Genomic DNA, 16,987 nt, shown 5'->3' with positions numbered 1-16,987 from the left:
CGGCTGGTTCGGCATGCGTACCATAAAAGCCTGCAACGACTTGTCTCCCTTATTGCACTACCCAATATATGAGGGAGGTGGAGACAATATGCAGACTAGCATGACAACCTTTTGATTGATTTTATGTCCGTACTATTTAGCGAAATGATGTCATAAACGTGTTACTATGTATGTACAAGATGATTGCAAAGGGGCTTATGACAAAAACATGTTTATCAGAACGGAAAATTTTCGGACGTTTATCAGGCTCTACCCGGCCACTGCCGCCATATTGGCCCTGCAGCTTGCGATATGGGTTCTTTTTTTAATTCCGCTTCCAGCCGTGCAAATGTGGTCGGATTTGACGATAGGGTTTAACTGGGGGATCGCGGAAGGAGAATGGTGGCGGCTTGTCACGCCAGTCTTTATCCATGCCGGGTTTTCCCATCTTCTCTTTAATTCGATGTCGCTCTTTTTATTCGCGCCTGCGCTTGAACGGATGATGGGAAAACTTCGGTTTCTCGCCGTTTATATCGGGTCGGGCGTGATCGGCAATATCGGCACATACTTCATCGAGCCGCCGGAATATACGCATGTAGGGGCTTCCGGGGCGATATTCGGCCTGTTCGGCGTATATTTGTATATGGTTCTTTTTCGAAAAGGGCTCATGGATACCGCGAACTCACAGATCATCGTGACGATTCTGGCGATTTCGATTTTGATGACATTCATCAACTACAACATCAACATCATGGCGCATATTTTCGGTCTGTTGGGCGGGCTGGCGCTCTCGCCCCCGCTTTTGCCAAAAAAGAGTGGCGGCTTTTAGCCGTTCACTCTTTTTTCATACGAATACCACTCAAAAATGTCCTGTGAATCTTTCTCCTCTGCGTCTACTACTGAAAATTTCTCCATCAGCACATTGGATTTTGTGACTGTGTGGATGGACACCAGCTGTTTGCGGCGCTGAAAATAGGAACGGCTCACCTCGTAGACCTGCATGCGCCTCCGCTGGATGACCGCTGTCGTTCTGCCGATCAGCCTCGATGACATGATCATCTTTTCGCCGCTTATTTTCCAACCGGCATCGCGATATGCCAAATATCCGATCATCCAGGAAAAAGGGATGGCTAAGATCGATACATACCCCCACGGCGGCAACAGCAGGCAGAGCGGGACCACTGCCGCTACAGGCCATGAAGCGCGCAGGAGATAACGGCTTAATGCGCGTTTCGGCAAGCGCTTCAGCTCTTCTTCAGGAGCATAATCAGGCAAAAATTCCTCGAGCCGTTTTCTCAACGATTTCCTGCTGATGATAGGAAACAAAACAGTAGACTTATCATCTTCCATGACGCTTCCGCCCGCACTTACAATCGTGACCGAGGCAAAACCGAGCGGCTGCCTGATCAGGCTTTCTTTTATTTTCACCGCCTGGATGCGGTGAAGCGGAATGGTGATTTGCTGTTTTTCAATCAGTCCTCTGGAAATGACGATTTCGTTGTTTTTGCGGACAACTTTAAAATCGGTATACTTCAGCATCATTCCAATGACGCTGAGCAACCATGCGATGAAAAGGGCGACAAAGACGACTAACGCGATGACAGTCACTCCTGCCTTGTTTAAAAAAGAAAATTGATCATACAGCCAGTCCAGGTTGAAAATATCGTCTAATTGCGTATAGATGGCTAAAATCCCTGAAATAATCACGCCGATGCCGCTTGAAGTTGAAGCGGCAGCCAGAAACTCCCGTCCGCTCATTGTGTATGTGATATCAGCCGCCTCTTTTTCGGCCGGTTCGGCAGCGCCCTCTTCCGGAACAGGCAGCTCTCCGCTTTCAAAAGCAGCGATTTCTTTTTTTCTCTCAAACAGGGCGCGCTTGATATGTTCGGCTTCGGCCTGTGAAATGGCTGCAAGGGTTACTTCAGCTTCTTTTCCGCCTCCTGCCGTTTCGACCTGAAGTTTGACAAGCTTGAATATTTGCTGGATGATGCCCGCGCTTGTATTGACTGTTTGAATACGCTCGATTGGAATGTACCTTTTTTTCTTCGTCAACAGACCTTCCTCGATCCGAAGCTCATCCTCTTCAATCCTGTAGGTGAATTTTCTCCATTTTATGATGCTGCTTACAATCAAAAAAATGAAAATCAAACACACAGCGCTGTACGCTGTGATCGTCACCACATGGTTCTTATTCAAAAAAAAGGCAACTCCGAAAGGAATGATATAGTTCTTCACTGTTTCAACAAGGCTGGAAAAGAAATTCAGAAGCATGGCTGCGGGATGGAGACGCTTCGGTTCAGACATCATTTTCTGTCACCCTTGCCAGACGGGAGATGAAATCTCTGAGCTGATCCGCTTCTTCCATATCAAGAGCCGGTATCGAATGGGTCGTAGCAGCTGTTGTAATTTGCACAGAAGCAAGGTTGTATTTTCTGAGCAGCGGCCCTTGTGATGTATCGACATGCTGCACTCTGACCATCGGCACGATCACGCGTGTCACTACGAAGATGCCATGCTGAATATCGATTTCATTCTCATGTACTTCATACCGCCAGATTCGGTGGCGGATGTTCGGAATAATAAAAATGATAATAACAGAAATCCCCAGCCATAAAACGGCCCCCAATATTCCGATCCACAACGGCCATTTAAAGAACACGGTTAATGTAAACAGTCCTGCGGCCATCAGAAATAATATACATGATGTGATGGAGGCGCTGATTTTCCATACTTTTACGCCCTCACGGCTGATTTGATTTTTCGGCTCGCTTCTCAACACTAGATTCCCCCAATCTTATGTCCTAATTACGATCCAGCCGCTCAAAATGTTTCACTTTTTAAAAAAGGCGAATCCGTTAAAAAGGATTCGCCTTTTGATTATGAATTATAGGATTTTTTTTGGCGTCTGTCACTTGAAGAACGCTTTTTATCATAGGACGAACGCGTGTTCTTTCCTTTTCCTCTGTATCCGCCGCCATCTCTGCGTTTTGTTGAGCGGTGGTTTTTATTCCGCTTCGTTCTGAGCGGTGCTTCTTCTGTCAAGCGTACAGGTGTATTATCCGGCTCTTTTGTCATCATTTTAATGGCAGCCGCTACGACTGTAACAGCGTCATGGTCTTCCAGCAGTTCAGCTGCAGCGGACATATAAAAGTTAAGATTGTTGTCTTCAATAATCGTCCGGATGCGGTCAACCGTTACCTGCTGCTGCCCTTCAATCGCCTCGTCAAGAGTCGGCGCTTTCATGCGGTCCATTTTGCGTTTTGTCGTTTGTTCAATCGCGCGCAGCATGTCCTTTTCACGCGGAGTGATGAATGTCATCGCCATTCCGGTCTTGCCGGCACGTCCCGTTCTTCCGATGCGGTGAACATAGCTTTCCGGATCCTGAGGAACATCAAAGTTATAAACGTGCGTGACTCCGGAAATGTCCAAGCCGCGGGCTGCAACGTCTGTCGCCACAAGCACTTCAATTGCGCCTTGCTTGAATTTGCGGAGAGCCACCATACGCTTCGCCTGTGTCAAATCTCCATGGATTCCTTCAGCCGTATAGCCGCGCAGATTCAACGCTTCCGTCAGTTCATCGACACGGCGCTTCGTGCGGCCGAATACGATCGCAAGCTCAGGAGACTGGATGTCAAGAAGACGCGTCAGCGTATCAAACTTTTTGCGCTCATGCACTTCAAGATAGAATTGCTGGATGTTTGACACCGTCATTTCCTTTGCTTTTACTTTAATGTGCTCCGGGTTGTTCATAAAGCGTTCGGCAATCCGCTTAATCGGCGCAGGCATTGTTGCCGAAAACAGCAGTGTCTGATGGTCTTCAGGCACATTGGAAAGAATGGATTCGATATCTTCGATAAATCCCATGTTCAGCATTTCATCCGCTTCGTCGAGGACAACGGTGTTCACCGTTTGAAGGCGCATCGTGCGACGGTTGATATGGTCAATCAGACGGCCTGGAGTTCCAACGATAATGTGGGGATTTTTCTTTAATGCGCGAATCTGGCGGCCGATATCCTGGCCTCCGTAAATAGGAAGAACCCGCGCGCGTTTATCCTGTCCGATTTTATATAGCTCTTCAGAAACTTGAATGGCTAATTCTCGAGTAGGTGCGATAACAATGGCTTGAATGTTAGGAGACTCGGGGTCGATTTTCTCAACAAGGGGGATGCCAAATGCAGCCGTTTTTCCTGTTCCCGTTTGTGCTTGTCCGATCACATCTTTATTTGCAAGACCAAGCGGAATCGTTTGCGCCTGGATCGGTGTTGCTTCTTCAAATCCCATGCGCTTAATCGCTTTTGTGAGATCAGAACTTAATTGAAAATCTTGAAACGTTATAGTCATGTATTCAAACTCCTTCTGCTTACTGTTTCAGTAATGTCGTGTTTCATCAATAAAAACTGCCCTTTATATAAAGGACAGGTTCATACTTATACAAAGCCCGAATTACTTTACATGTTATATTACCATTCCGATATGCGTTTTTCAACAAGACGACAATAAGGGATGTGCTTTGCGGGTGTTTTCATAAAGCAGGTTCATCCGGTTTTTTGAAAAAACGCCGGCGGGTCAGGGCATATGTATTCCGCGAAATGAAATCGCTGCGGCAAACATGCCGCTCCCCGTCGCAAACCGTCTTACCGCATGCCTTTTACACATTGTAACATAGGCTTTCATGGGTTTCGACAGTACAAGTTTATTTTTTCTTCAACCTGTTCCTTTCGCCATTATATTTTCCCGATTTGCGATCATTTATTTATGATCTCTTCAGAAAAGCTTCGACAGTATGAAAAAGAAATGAGGTGTTTTCTTCAAGACAAATATGGTGATGCGATTCCGGGAGCAGACATAGTTTTTTTTCGTTGGAAGGAATCGTTTCATATAAGTAAAAAGCGCTTGATACAGGTACGATTGAATCACGTTCTCCCTGAACGATGAGCACAGGGATACGAAGTTTTTTCAAAGCGGGTTTGGTGGCTTTGACGAGCTTGCGGAATTGCAAAGCGGAGGAAACAGGCGTGTTTGTCAGCTTTTTCTTGTATCTTTTGTATAGCTGATTGTCCTCCAGACTGCCTTGAAACGTATCTTTTATGACAGTTTTTAAATCTTGAATCAGCTGTGCGGGGCTGATATATCGGGCAGCCGCACTTAACAGCACAAGGCGGCTGACCGGATATTTTCCCGCCAAATAGGCGGCGATCATTCCGCCCATTGAAAAACCGATTACATAGACGTCATCGCATTCCTTCAGAAGGCGGATGAGCTCGACTTCCGCGCATGCAATCCATTCCTGATAACAGACGCCTTTTAAAACCGGAATGTCTCCGTGCCCCGGAAGCGTGATCATCTCAATCTTCCAATCGCCCGCTTGCTTCAAGTGGGCGGCCAGCGGCTCTATTTCATACGGAGCTCCTGTAAACCCATGAATGCATAAACACCCTATCATGACCTTTCACCCGTTTTCTTTTTGCTGTTTATCAAAAAAACCGACTGAATGATTCCATATGAAGAGCTTTTTGCACGCGAACCGGTTCCTTACAAATCTTTTACGACATCTTCAAGCTTCATTCCTCTTGATGCTTTCACCAGAATGAGATCTCCCCGATCCGCTTTTTCCTTCAGCACCTGTTTCAGGCTGTCTTTATCTTCGCGGCTAAAATGAAAAACCCGGTTTTCAGGGAAATGCTGAAGCGCCCCTTTTGCAATATATGCCCCAAGGTCTCCATATGCAAAAACAAATTCGATCAGCCCGGGATCAATCGATTGCCCGATTTCCTCGTGGAAGATTTTTTCATTTTCTCCAAGCTCTAGCATGTCGCCGAGAACAAGCAGTTTTTTGCCATACCCATCCAGCTGCTCGACAAGCTCGACCGCCGCCTTCATGGACGTCGGACTGGCGTTGTAGGCGTCATTGATGACGGCAATACCGGCTTCTGTTTTGACCAGCTCAAGCCTCATTCCCGTTACTTTCAGTGCTTTCAGCCCTTTGGCGATGTTTTCGCGGCTGACGTGCAATAGATCGGCCGCGGCAATGGCCGACAACGCATTCTTGACATTATGCTTTCCGAGGACAGGAATGAAAAAGGCGGTTTCGATCCCTCTGACACGGAAAAATGCGCCTTCTTCCGTCTGTTTTACGTCCTCCAGCTGGTAATCGAATGCCGGGTCTTCCCCGAATGTTTTTGTCTGATATGGCGGATGAATGATTTTTTCGGAGAGAAGCGGTTCATCTCCGACATAAATCAGCGTCCCCTCTTGTGAAAGGCCGTTGACGATTTCCAGCTTCGCTTCTGCGATTCCTTCTCTTGAACCGAGTTCAAGCAGGTGTGATTCGCCGATATTTGTGATGACGGCGATATCCGGACGGGCAAGGCGTGTCAAAAAATCGATTTCGCCTTTTGCGCTCATTCCCATTTCAAGCACGGCAATCTCGGCATCTTCCGGCATTGCGAGAATGGTAAGAGGCAGGCCGATGTGATTATTATAGTTCCCTTCCGTCTTGTGCACCTTGTATTCGGTATTTAAAACAGCGTGAATCATATCCTTGGTCGTCGTTTTTCCATTCGATCCTGTCACACCGACGACTTTCACCTGAAGCTCGTCGCGGTATGCCTTCGCCAGTCTTTGCAGGGCTTTCAGCGTATCATCCACAATGATGACTGCGCGTCCTTCCGGCGGATTCGGCTCATTCCGATTCCACAGGACAGCCGACACACCGGCCTGAAAAGCCTGCTCTGCAAACGCGTGTCCATTGAACCGTTCCCCTGCAAGCGGAATAAACAATTGTTCTTTCTCCAACTTTCTGGAATCTGTTGACACACCCTTTACCAATCGTTCGCCAAACGACTGATCCAGAAGAGTGCCTTCCGCCATATCGGCGATTTCTTTTACTGTTCTCTTTATCATGTCTGTCCCTCTCTTTCTCCAGCAAGGAAAAGAGACACTACCCGAAAAAAGATAGTGTCTTACAGCTTATAGAGAGCGGCGGTTGTCCGCTCCCCAAAAACCCGGCTGGGATGAATCAAGGCTTGCCGGCTTCCGGCCTGCCCCTCGATTAAAATGTATGTTTGATCTGCTGTTTTTCTTGATGACGCTCAACGGCCAAATCGACGAGCTTTTCGATCAGATCGGAATATTCGATTCCGGATTCCTTCCATAAAAGAGGAAACATGCTAAATGGGGTAAAACCGGGCATTGTGTTGACCTCATTGATCAAAACCTTTCCTTCATTGGTCAGGAAAAAGTCCGCTCTGACAAGGCCTGAGCCGTCAATCGCCTGAAAAGCCCTGATTGCCATCGTCCGCATTGTTTCGTATTCTTCTTCTGCCAAAGAAGCCGGAATAATCAAGTCGGTATCGCCGTCTTCATATTTTGCTTTATAGTCGTAAAAATCCTTCTTCGGAGCGATTTCGCCCGCCACCGAACAGATCGGTTCATCATTTCCAAGAACGCCGATCTCAATTTCACGGCCGATGACGCCTTCTTCCACGACGATTTTGCGGTCATATTGGAAAGCCAGTTCAAATGCCTGATCGAGCTCTTCACGATTCCGGCATTTGCTGATGCCGACGCTTGAGCCGAGATTTGCCGGCTTGACAAAACACGGATAGCCGAGCTCTGCTTCGACTTGATCATAGCTTTCTTCTTTCGCTTTACTCCAGGTTTTTTTCACAAAAGACACATATTTCGCCTGGTCAAGACCCGCTTGAGCGAACAGATGCTTCATAACCACCTTATCCATTCCTGCTGAAGAAGCAAGAACCCCGTTTCCGACATACGGAACATTTAACAGCTCAAGCATGCCCTGAATCGTGCCGTCTTCTCCGTTCGGCCCGTGCAAGAGCGGAAAAACAACATCGACCGGCTCTTCATCCTGTCCGGATTGTCCCGGGAACATATCCCGGTTCAGCAATGCAGGTGAAAATGTCTGACCCGTCTGTTCAAATTGAAGCATTTTTACGTTTGAAACAGGTTCTGACAGCTGCGGCCCTCTCAGCCACTCGCCCTTTTCTGTTATATAAATCGGATGTATATCAAATTTTTCAGTATCCAACGCTTTTGTAACGGCTAACGCGGTTTGCAGGGACACATTATGCTCCGCAGATTTCCCGCCGTATACCAAACCTAATCTTGTCTTCAATTCGTACTCCCCCCACTGGATTCATCTTTACTATCTTATCACTTTCCCGGGAAAATGATCTAATGATTTTAAACTTATTAAGCAACTGAAAAAAAGCATTTATATGTAATTCCTTCTCATTTTATATTAAAATGACTTTGAAAAGGAGAGATGGCAATTGAAAAAAATCACAACTGCAGCACAATTTAATGAACTCATCCAATCCGATAAAGAAATCATCATCAAGTTTTACGCCGATTGGTGCCCTGACTGCACACGGATGAACATGTTCATCGGGGACATCCTTGAGGCATACAAGGAAAACAAGTGGTATGAACTGAACAAAGACGACCTTCCAGAGCTTGCAGAGCAATATCAAGTCATGGGCATCCCAAGCCTCTTGATTTTCAAGAACGGAGAAAAAACAGGTCATCTTCACAGTGCAAATGCCAAAACGCCTGAAGAAGTAAATGAATTTTTATCAGAACATATCAGTTAATTCGTTTCACATCTGTTTTTTATGTCTTTCGGCACGGACGGGGCTTGATCTGTCCGTGCTTTTATATATATAGCTGCTTCATCCGTCATGATAAAAGACGGTCTAACGCCATATTTGTTACAAATAAAAACGGAAGATGCATTAGATCGACAAAGTATTTCCCGGGAAACGAGCAGACGACAAAATCGATCAAAAAAGTCCTTGATTCGATCATTAAATTCAGGTAGAATGTTTTTTGTTCCTATTTTGCAATTATTTTTTCTAGTTGAGTGAAGCCCATGTCGGCTTCTTTTTTTATTTGCTTTCATGGAAATATATTCATATTATAGAGTTTTCTTCAATACGGTGTTAGAGGTCTCACTTTACAGAGTGCGATTTGCTTTTGTATAATTGATAATGATTATCAATATCATATAGCTGTTGCGAGGTGAATATTGTGCCCCCTCAATCTGAAGATAGAAAAATGCAAATCATACAGCGGTTCATTCAGCTTGGAATATACAAAAAAGCGGAACGGCACCTTTACGAATTGTCCTTGAACGAACTTGAAAGCGAATACGAATCTATAAAGCGAAGAAAGGCGGACAACCATGTCAAAACGAAAAATTAAAACCTATCATCAGCTTGTCGACGAATATAAAAAAGAAATCATCCGCAGCCATAAGGAAATGGACATGATTTATGACCGGATCGACCGCAGGCTGACGGCCGTTTCCAAAGGAAAACAATCATGAAAAAAAGCCGGGCAGTTGTCCGGCTTTTTTATGTTTCGCTGAACGCCTTTCCGGCAAGCTTGGCGATGGTCGCATCATCCATTGGCGGGTTGTGAAGACCCGCCCTGACGTCCCGGTAATATCTTTGCAGCGGGTTTGTCCTTGCGAGGCTCTTCGCTCCGACGACCCGCATCGCTTTGTCCACAACATTGATCGCCGCATTTGTGACCGCATGTTTAACAGCTCCGAGTTCTCCTGTCAATTGACTGCGGCGTTTCGGATCATCATAGATTTCTGCGACATGGTACAAGAAATGACGGGCCTTCATCAGCTCCAAATCAATCTCCCCGATATGCCGCTGAACAGCGGGCACTTCTTTAATCGGCCCTTTCAAGCTGTTCGGCGTATAGACATTTGCAAAATGAACCGCATAATCCCTCGCCGCTTGGGCGATTCCGAGATAGACGGCCGGAATGTGAAGAAGCCAGCCGTTGATGCTTTCCGTTCTTTTGCCGGTTAGAAGCTCTACAAGCATTGAATCGTCAAGGCGGACATCTGTCAGCACAAGATCGTGGCTTCCCGTTCCTCTCATCGCGATCATATCCCATGTTTCCTCAATCGCCAGACCTTCAGCATCCTTGTGAATCAAAAAGACACCGATCGTCTGTTTTTCTTCGATCCATGCGGTGACAAGGAAATAGTCAAGCACAGGGGACATGGTCGTAAAGATTTTTCTGCCATTTACGATCCAGCCGCCCCCTTCTCTCACGGCATTGGTGCCGGGGCGTCCGCCTCTTGTGGGACTGCCGGTCTGTGCTTCGCTTGCCGCCCTGTTAACCAGCGCCCCCTTCAACGATTCTTTGGAAACCATCGAAAACACGTCGGGATCCCAGCTGTTTCCTTCCGCCAATTCCCCCATGACACTCAAATGCCAGCCGATGCTGAGAGCGGTTGGACCGTCTCCTTTTGCCAATCTTTCCTGAAATAAAAGCATGTCATAAAGTGAAATGCCTTCACCTCCGTACCTTTCCGCCACCGTCAGCGCGGTATAGCCCGAATCGCGCAATTGCTGGATATGCTCTTTTGGAAAAAGAGCATGTTCATCATAATAAGCGGCCGTTTTCGCAAATTCATCTGCGAGTTTCCCGATTTTTTCGAGCCATTCCCGCTGTTTTTCGTTTTTTACAAATAATGAGCACACATGGAAACCCCCTGACATTATTCCGATCAATTTAATATGTATTATAGTTTGCGAAATGCTGATGCGCAACCAATGAGTATTATAAAAAAGCGCGCTCTCGAAGCGAGGCGCACTTTCATTTACGCGGTTTGTCCGTCTTTCTTCATTCCGAGGTAAATCAGCATGTATGTCAAATAGCCCATCGTGATGACAAGACCGCCGAAGAAAAAGTCGGAAAACAGCGGTTCCTCATATGCGGCGATGCCGGCAAGCACGATCCAGCTTGCATACAGATAGCCGATAAAAAAGCGGAAACCAGTTTTTAATTTATATAACATTAACAAACCTGCAAGCGAAAACAATCCAAGCGCAAGTCTAAAATAGACAAGATGGTCAAAATGAAAAGCAAAAGAGACAAATGAAAATGACAACAGCAAGATCATCGGCATTGCCGTAATAAATTTTCGCATAGATTGGTCATCTCCTATTCCCTTATTATAAGGAAAAATAGGAGCATAAAACTGTAACCGCGACATGTTTCACAAAAATGTCATGCCTCCGCCACCGCTTTTACAGTTTGATGTCCCGTTTGCAGAAGCTCCACCAGGCCACACCGATAAAAAACACAAAATGAATGGCGATGATAACAATCGAAAATACCGGGGTCATTCCTGTAAAAAGCGTTTTTGCATGTTCGCCGTATTGCGTAAAATCGGTGTTGGCAAACAGCAAAAATTTTCCCCAAGGATTTTTTAAATACGCCATAATCGTCACAAGCGTTTTAGCTCCGTACAGCACGGCAATCGACACCATGATGCTGAGGGCGCTGCTTCTGAACAAAGCCGAACACAGGAACGCAAAAGCGGCCATCAGAAAAACCTCAAGCCATTGCGAGCCGATCATGCTTAACGTATTGAAAAATAATGTCCCGGCCTTTGGATCGAGTTTTGCTCCAAAAAAGACAAGACCGAACAGCAGTGAAAAGCCGTAATAGATCATAAAAAGCCAAATGCTTGCAAGCACGATTGTCAAAAACTTGGAGATCAGGATTTTCTCTCTGCTGACAGGGCGGATCAGCAAAAATTTAATCGTCTTTTTGTCATACTCAAATGAAATGATCGAAGCCGCCACTACAATCGTAAGACCCTGCAAAAGAATATTCAGGTTGGGCGCAAAAGAAAAGTAGCCGATGAAATGATCATCCGCGCCTGCGCCAGCCAAAATCCGTTTTGTCACCAATGCAAGCAGAAACTGAAACACAACAATTAACGCCAGCGATACAACGGTTACTTTTCGCTTGACCAGCTTGACATGCTCATTTTTAATCAGCCGAAACATCTGAATCTCCCTCCTCCATCGCAGCGGTTAATGTCATATATTCATCCTCAAGCGACTGTTTAAAAGGAGCAATCGAATATACATCAATATCATGGATGACAAGCTGTTTATTTAAAGCGGGAATTTGCCTTTTTTCAGCTTTGACAGCCAACAGCCCTTTTTCCATCCATGCTTCATAGCCATTCTCGGTCAGCCATTGAAGCGCCTTCTCCTGAGGCTGCACCTCCAAAAGCGCTGTTTCAAGCTTTTCTTCCGCCTCAGTCAGGCTGACTGAAGATTTCACCCTGCCTTTTTGAAGGATGACGACCCTGTCGCACAAATCTTCAACTTCCTTCAACAAGTGCGTTGCAAAAAGAATGACGGTCTCTTCCTCTTTGGCCAGCTCCCGCAGATGTTCCCGGAAATCCTTCATTCCCGCCGGATCCAAACCGTTCGTCGGTTCATCCAAAATCAGCAGCTTGGGACGGTGAAGAATCGCCTGGGCAATTCCAAGACGCTGTCTCATTCCAAGCGAATAGGTTTTCACTTTATCGTCAATCGCATCTTCAAGACCAACGCGGCCGACCACCTCTTCCAGCCTCTCCTGGCTGATCCCGGAATGCATATTGGCATAATGTTTAAGATTTTCATAGCCTGTAAGATATGGATAGAATTCAGGATTTTCCACAATGGCGCCAACAGATTGAATCGCTTTTTCAAATTGGCGGTCAATCGGGAAACCGTTAATGATGATCGAGCCGCTGCTCATTTTGATTAACCCGGTGATCAGCTTGATGAGCGTCGTTTTTCCGGATCCGTTCGGACCAAGCAGGCCGATGATTTCCCCCTTGCCGGCCTTAAGATGGATGTCTTTCAGTATCGTTTTGCCGTCAATGATTTTATTGACGCCTTCTATATGTAAAACAGGATGATCAGTCATGCTTGTCCTCCTTTTTCCAAAAAAATAAACAGTGCCAAAAGGCACTGTTTGATTATAGCATTTTTCACCGCATTACATAGACACTTCTGAATGAGGCGCTTCGATTTTGCCATGCTTTTTCTCCGTTTCGGTAACAATCACGGCACATGCCGCATCCCCTGTCGTGTTGACAGCCGTCCGGATCATGTCTAGAAGTCGGTCAATTCCCAAAATTAAGGCAATTCCGGCAACAGGAAGATTAACAGATTGAAGAACCATCGCCAGCATGATCAGACCCACGCCGGGCACCCCTGCTGTACCGATGCTTGCCAGCACGGCGGTCAACACAACCATCAACAGCTGTGGCATTGTGAGATCCACCCCGTAAACCTGAGCGATAAAGATGGTCGCAACCCCTTGCATGATCGCCGTTCCATCCATGTTGATCGTAGCACCGAGCGGCTGAACGAAACTGCTGATCGGCTCCGGCACTTTCAGCTTTCTTTGCGCGACATCCATGGAAACCGGCAGTGTCGCATTACTGCTTGACGTACTGAACGCAACGATCATAACCTCTGAGAAGTCCTTAAAGAATGTAATCGGATTCCGCTTTGCGAACAATGCAATCGTCGTACCGTAAGTGACGATCGTGTGGATGACAAGTGCCAATATGACAACGATCATGTACAATCCCATCGCTTTGATCGCGCTCCATCCCTGGCTGCCGATTGCTGTCGCGATCAAACCGAACGTCCCATACGGCGCAAATTTCATCACAAGGTTGACGAGATACATCATCAATTCGTTGCCTTGTTCAACCACTTTCAGAAGAGCGTCCGCTTTTTTCCCGAGCATTGTAATCCCGAGTCCCACGAGGATGGAGAAAGCGATGATTTGCAGCATATTTCCTTCGGCCATCGCTTGAACCGGATTTGTCGGAATGATGTTCAGCAGCGTTTCCGCTATGCTCGGCGCTTTTTCGGCTGAATATTCCGCAGAGCTTGTATCATATGACCCGATTTCTCCCGGTTTAATGACCAAGGCCAAGATAAGGCCGATAATGATGGCGACCGCTGTTGTCGATAAAAAGTACGCGATCGTTTTCGCACCGATTCTGCCGAGCTTCTTGGGATCTCCAAGCCCCGCTACCCCCAATGTCAGAGAAAAGAATACAATTGGAACAACAAGCATCTTAATGAGATTTAAAAAGATGGTCCCGAGCGGCCCGAATAGGAACGTATTGAGCTTCGAGAACAGGTCAGGCGATGTGACGTTTAACACAATACCGACTACCGCACCAAGAATTAAACCAATGATGATTTTCGTTGCCAATTTCAATAAAGTTTCCCCCTTTTGAAAAAAAGCCCATGAGAGAGGTCTCCCATGGACTTTTACCATTTGATTTGGTTCCACATGACTCTCTTCACGTTGATGAGGTTAGCTGACGGGTTCGGACGAAGAGATGTCCGTCTTTCCGCTCGCATGGAACGGAAAAATTCACCCCAAATGATCGGGTCCCCCACTCCTAAAAAAGGATTAAACGTGTGGCGTTATAAAGTTATATTACATTTATACCTGATAATTCGAAATATGTAAACAACCTTTTTCATTTTACAATTTTTTGCTATTTATTAGGATTCGCGTCCCGGTTTTCGTCCTTATTTGTCACCTCAAGAACATCAAGGCAAAACACAAAAATCGGAATCCCGATGATCAGGCCCCAAATGCCTATGAAATGCTCTGAGAAAATCAACACGATAAACGTGAAAAAAATCGGCAGCTCCGTCTTTGCAGACATCAATTTCGGATTAAGGAAATAGGTTTCAATCGCATGGACGATCATAATGACGAGCACCAAGGAAACGATATAAGCCATTCCGCCGATGCTGTAGGCGATAAAGCTTAACGGAATAAGAGAAATGACAACGCCGGCGACAGGAACCAAACCGAGGAAAAATACCATGACCGCCAGGCCGAAAAGCTGAGGAAAACCCATGATTCCAAGGGCGATGGTCGTTAACGCGCAGTTGACAGAAGCGATGATGAACTGAGCCTCAAGCACCTTGCCGAAAGTTCTCGTGAATTTTCTACCGAAAAAAGCAATCTCCTCATAAAAAACGGCCACTTTGCTCGTTTTAAATTTATCCATCAAATTCATGACTTTATCTTTTTCAATTAAGAAAAACATACTGAGAATCAAAGACATCACCATTTGCAGACCGAATGTGCCGATGTCCGTAATATATGTATAGATAAAGTTAAGTCCCTTTTCCAAATACGATGTCAGGTTGATATCGCCGAACATATTGGTGATCATATCGAGAAAAGGGATGCTGTCTGGATGAGAAGCGATATATTTTCCCTGTTTAATCAGCTGCTGAATCTGCTTGACGATAACAGGATAGTACAGCGCCCCGCCAAGCGAAAGCCCGAGAACAAGTGCAGCGTATAAACAGGATATAATCAGCTTCTGGCTGACTCTAATAAAGCGGTTTAAAAAATGTCTGATCACATTTTCCAAACGATTCATTAAAAATGTAAAAATAAATGTGAGCAGTATTAAATTCATCATGCTGCGTAAAAGGTATAAAACCCCCGTTAAAATAACAAAAACAAAAAAGCGCCTGACCCCAGGATGCTGAAAAAATTTAATCAACGCTGCCATTCTTGCACACTCCCACCAGTACTTTAGTCCTTAACTATTAGCATATTCAAGCTTTATAATTACAATTTGATGTATCATCTGTAAATTATATAACAAAAAAGCGCGGAAATCTCTTTCCGCGCTTAAATAAATCATAAAAAATTTTATATTTCAAAACAGCGAAAAAAATATACACCAGACGCCGGTTTATCACTGTTTGGCCATCGGTTTGATAGGTCTGTCTACTCAAATCCTTTAGTAGGATGCAGTGAAGAAGAGAAGGCCCCCAATGGAGCCCCCCTCTCTCCTTTTTAACCGCTTCTTCTTTGTCTTCCGCCTTTTTCGCCGATATCGCGGTAAAAATCTTTATCATGGTTTTTGCTTGTGGCTTCTCCGCCTTTTTCACCGATTTCCTGGTAAAATTCCTTTCCATGGGTTTCGCTTGTTTTCTCTCCGCCTTTATGGCCGATCTCCTGGTAGAACTCTTTGTCATGGTTTTCGCTTGTGGCCTCTCCGCCTTTTCGGCCGATCTCCTGGTAGAATTCTTTGTCATGGTTTTTGCTTGTAGCTTCTCCGCCTTTTTCACCGATCTCCTGGTAGAATTCTTTGTCATGGTTTTTGCTTGTGGCTTCTCCGCCTTTTTCACCGATCTCCTGGTAGAATTCTTTATCATGGTTTTTGCTTGTGGCTTCTCCGCCTTTTCGGCCTGCTTCTTCCCGGCTCATTTTGTTATCATTGTTGTCTGCCATTTTGAATTCCTCCTTTTTAAGTGGTATGGTTTTTACATTCCACGTCTGAAAAAGAGTAAACAAAAATAGCACATTTACGAAAGAGCCGGGAGAACATTCGGGATGATCAACGCTTATTACGCCCTGCAAGCGACCGTCCATTCCGGGACAAGGGCCGGCGAATGGCGTTTCAATGCCCGTCCGATCTCTGCCGGATCTTCTATCAGCTCAATATGGCTTGAATGAAACGTGTCTTTTTGATTTGTTGTTTCATAGATAAGATCGTGATCATTCTTCATGAAATTCATATAATCCTGTTTCGTCTTCCAAAGCGCCATGATCACGGCTTCAGGCCCTTCTTCAGCCTCCAGCCAGCCGCCCCACTGCCTGACGAATCCTTTTATGTTTGAAATCGGCTTCCATTTGGCCTGCGCTTCGCTGAACGGCTGCCGATTCCGGCCGGCCGGCTTGCACCGAATCAGCTTCAGCACATTATCTTTTTCAAATCCGACGGCTTCAGACGCTGTTTTTGCCACCGAGAGACAGACGGTCTGTTGATTGGAACGAAACCTGTAAATCGCGCCTCTTGGAATCAAAAATGAATCATTTCGTTGCAGAACTTCTGTCCTGTGATCCATGACATCGACCAATAGCTCCCCCTCCAACACGATGATCAGCTTTTCTGAATCCGGATGAAAGCGCCACTGGCATTCACCTTCTAAAACCGCGGCCCGCACGCAATGGTCATTTACTTCTGAAACGGCAAAATGAATATCATCCTTCGTTCCTTTTGCCATTTCGATTACATGTCGTACTGGATTGGCCTCCATATGCTCCCCCTCTTTTTGTTTGATGTTCTCCCGAACTTATTTTACCATTTGACTTTTAACCG

18 protein-coding genes and 1 riboswitch are annotated in these 16,987 nt (G+C 45.8%); of the genes, 4 read left to right on the top strand and 14 right to left on the bottom strand.

The window, feature by feature from the left end:
• Positions 1-208 precede the first annotated feature (208 nt).
• Positions 209-808, top strand: coding sequence for a rhomboid family intramembrane serine protease (locus R5H20_RS03070; RefSeq protein WP_006638775.1), 600 nt, complete (start codon positions 209-211; stop codon positions 806-808).
• Here R5H20_RS03070 and R5H20_RS03065 read toward each other — a convergent pair.
• The 6 genes from R5H20_RS03065 to R5H20_RS03040 form a co-directional block, all read right to left on the bottom strand.
• Positions 805-2,286, bottom strand: coding sequence for a PH domain-containing protein (locus R5H20_RS03065; protein ID WP_040348458.1), 1,482 nt, complete (start codon positions 2,284-2,286; stop codon positions 805-807). The two genes, R5H20_RS03070 and R5H20_RS03065, sit on opposite strands and share 4 nt — an antisense overlap.
• On the bottom strand, positions 2,276-2,755 hold the full coding sequence (locus tag R5H20_RS03060) for a PH domain-containing protein (RefSeq protein ID WP_006638773.1): 480 nt from the start codon (positions 2,753-2,755) through the stop codon (positions 2,276-2,278). Before R5H20_RS03060 ends, R5H20_RS03065 begins: the two co-directional genes overlap by 11 nt.
• Positions 2,756-2,856: 101 nt before the next feature.
• Positions 2,857-4,320, bottom strand: coding sequence for a degradosome RNA helicase CshA (gene cshA / locus R5H20_RS03055; RefSeq protein WP_006638772.1), 1,464 nt, complete (start codon positions 4,318-4,320; stop codon positions 2,857-2,859).
• Positions 4,321-4,732: 412 nt separating this feature from the next.
• Positions 4,733-5,422 (bottom strand): alpha/beta hydrolase, encoded by a 690-nt coding sequence (locus R5H20_RS03050; protein WP_006638771.1) that lies wholly within the window; start codon positions 5,420-5,422, stop codon positions 4,733-4,735.
• A gap of 89 nt (positions 5,423-5,511) precedes the next feature.
• Positions 5,512-6,882, bottom strand: coding sequence for a UDP-N-acetylmuramoyl-tripeptide--D-alanyl-D-alanine ligase (locus R5H20_RS03045; protein WP_006638770.1), 1,371 nt, complete (start codon positions 6,880-6,882; stop codon positions 5,512-5,514).
• 148 nt (positions 6,883-7,030) lie between these two features.
• On the bottom strand, positions 7,031-8,116 hold the full coding sequence (locus R5H20_RS03040) for a D-alanine--D-alanine ligase (RefSeq protein WP_006638769.1): 1,086 nt from the start codon (positions 8,114-8,116) through the stop codon (positions 7,031-7,033).
• Between the two features lie 157 nt (positions 8,117-8,273).
• Between R5H20_RS03040 and R5H20_RS03035 the strand changes: the two genes are divergently transcribed.
• From R5H20_RS03035 to fbpB, 3 genes are all read left to right on the top strand, one after another.
• Positions 8,274-8,594, top strand: a complete 321-nt coding sequence (locus R5H20_RS03035) for a thioredoxin family protein (RefSeq protein WP_006638768.1) — start codon at positions 8,274-8,276, stop codon at positions 8,592-8,594.
• 463 nt (positions 8,595-9,057) lie between these two features.
• Positions 9,058-9,204, top strand: coding sequence for a Fur-regulated basic protein FbpA (locus R5H20_RS03030; protein ID WP_006638767.1), 147 nt, complete (start codon positions 9,058-9,060; stop codon positions 9,202-9,204).
• Positions 9,185-9,328: a Fur-regulated basic protein FbpB gene (fbpB, locus tag R5H20_RS03025; protein ID WP_006638766.1), complete on the top strand. Its 144-nt coding sequence runs from the start codon at positions 9,185-9,187 to the stop codon at positions 9,326-9,328. Before R5H20_RS03030 ends, fbpB begins: the two co-directional genes overlap by 20 nt.
• A 28-nt stretch (positions 9,329-9,356) precedes the next feature.
• On the opposite strand, the gene R5H20_RS03020 is transcribed toward fbpB, so the two are convergent.
• From R5H20_RS03020 to R5H20_RS02985, 8 genes are all read right to left on the bottom strand, one after another.
• A complete protein-coding gene (locus tag R5H20_RS03020; protein WP_040348455.1) occupies positions 9,357-10,526 on the bottom strand; it encodes an acyl-CoA dehydrogenase family protein in 1,170 nt (389 codons plus the stop codon).
• A 101-nt stretch (positions 10,527-10,627) separates the two neighbouring features.
• Positions 10,628-10,957 (bottom strand): hypothetical protein, encoded by a 330-nt coding sequence (locus tag R5H20_RS03015; RefSeq protein WP_006638764.1) that lies wholly within the window; start codon positions 10,955-10,957, stop codon positions 10,628-10,630.
• A 100-nt stretch (positions 10,958-11,057) separates the two neighbouring features.
• The gene (locus R5H20_RS03010; RefSeq protein WP_006638763.1) at positions 11,058-11,825 is read right to left on the bottom strand and encodes an ABC transporter permease; all 768 of its coding nucleotides are present in this window, start codon (positions 11,823-11,825) and stop codon (positions 11,058-11,060) included.
• A complete protein-coding gene (locus tag R5H20_RS03005; RefSeq protein ID WP_006638762.1) occupies positions 11,809-12,744 on the bottom strand; it encodes an ABC transporter ATP-binding protein in 936 nt (311 codons plus the stop codon). Before R5H20_RS03005 ends, R5H20_RS03010 begins: the two co-directional genes overlap by 17 nt.
• A gap of 72 nt (positions 12,745-12,816) precedes the next feature.
• Complete coding sequence (locus R5H20_RS03000) at positions 12,817-14,061, bottom strand: dicarboxylate/amino acid:cation symporter (RefSeq protein WP_006638761.1); 1,245 nt, start codon at positions 14,059-14,061, stop codon at positions 12,817-12,819.
• A gap of 74 nt (positions 14,062-14,135) precedes the next feature.
• Positions 14,136-14,276: riboswitch (cyclic di-AMP (ydaO/yuaA leader) on the bottom strand.
• 71 nt (positions 14,277-14,347) lie between these two features.
• Positions 14,348-15,388 (bottom strand): AI-2E family transporter, encoded by a 1,041-nt coding sequence (locus R5H20_RS02995; RefSeq protein ID WP_006638760.1) that lies wholly within the window; start codon positions 15,386-15,388, stop codon positions 14,348-14,350.
• A 290-nt stretch (positions 15,389-15,678) separates the two neighbouring features.
• Positions 15,679-16,116 (bottom strand): glucose starvation-inducible protein GsiB, encoded by a 438-nt coding sequence (gene gsiB / locus R5H20_RS02990; RefSeq protein ID WP_006638759.1) that lies wholly within the window; start codon positions 16,114-16,116, stop codon positions 15,679-15,681.
• 116 nt (positions 16,117-16,232) lie between these two features.
• A complete protein-coding gene (locus R5H20_RS02985) occupies positions 16,233-16,925 on the bottom strand; it encodes a DUF4937 domain-containing protein (protein WP_006638758.1) in 693 nt (230 codons plus the stop codon).
• Between the last annotated feature and the right edge of the window lie 62 nt (positions 16,926-16,987).

Source organism: Bacillus sp. KICET-3, assembly GCF_033261025.1.
Taxonomy (GTDB): Bacteria; Bacillota; Bacilli; order Bacillales; family Bacillaceae; genus Bacillus; species Bacillus sonorensis.
Note: the sequence above shows the minus strand (reverse complement) of the source record. Positions and strands in the feature narration are given on the sequence as shown.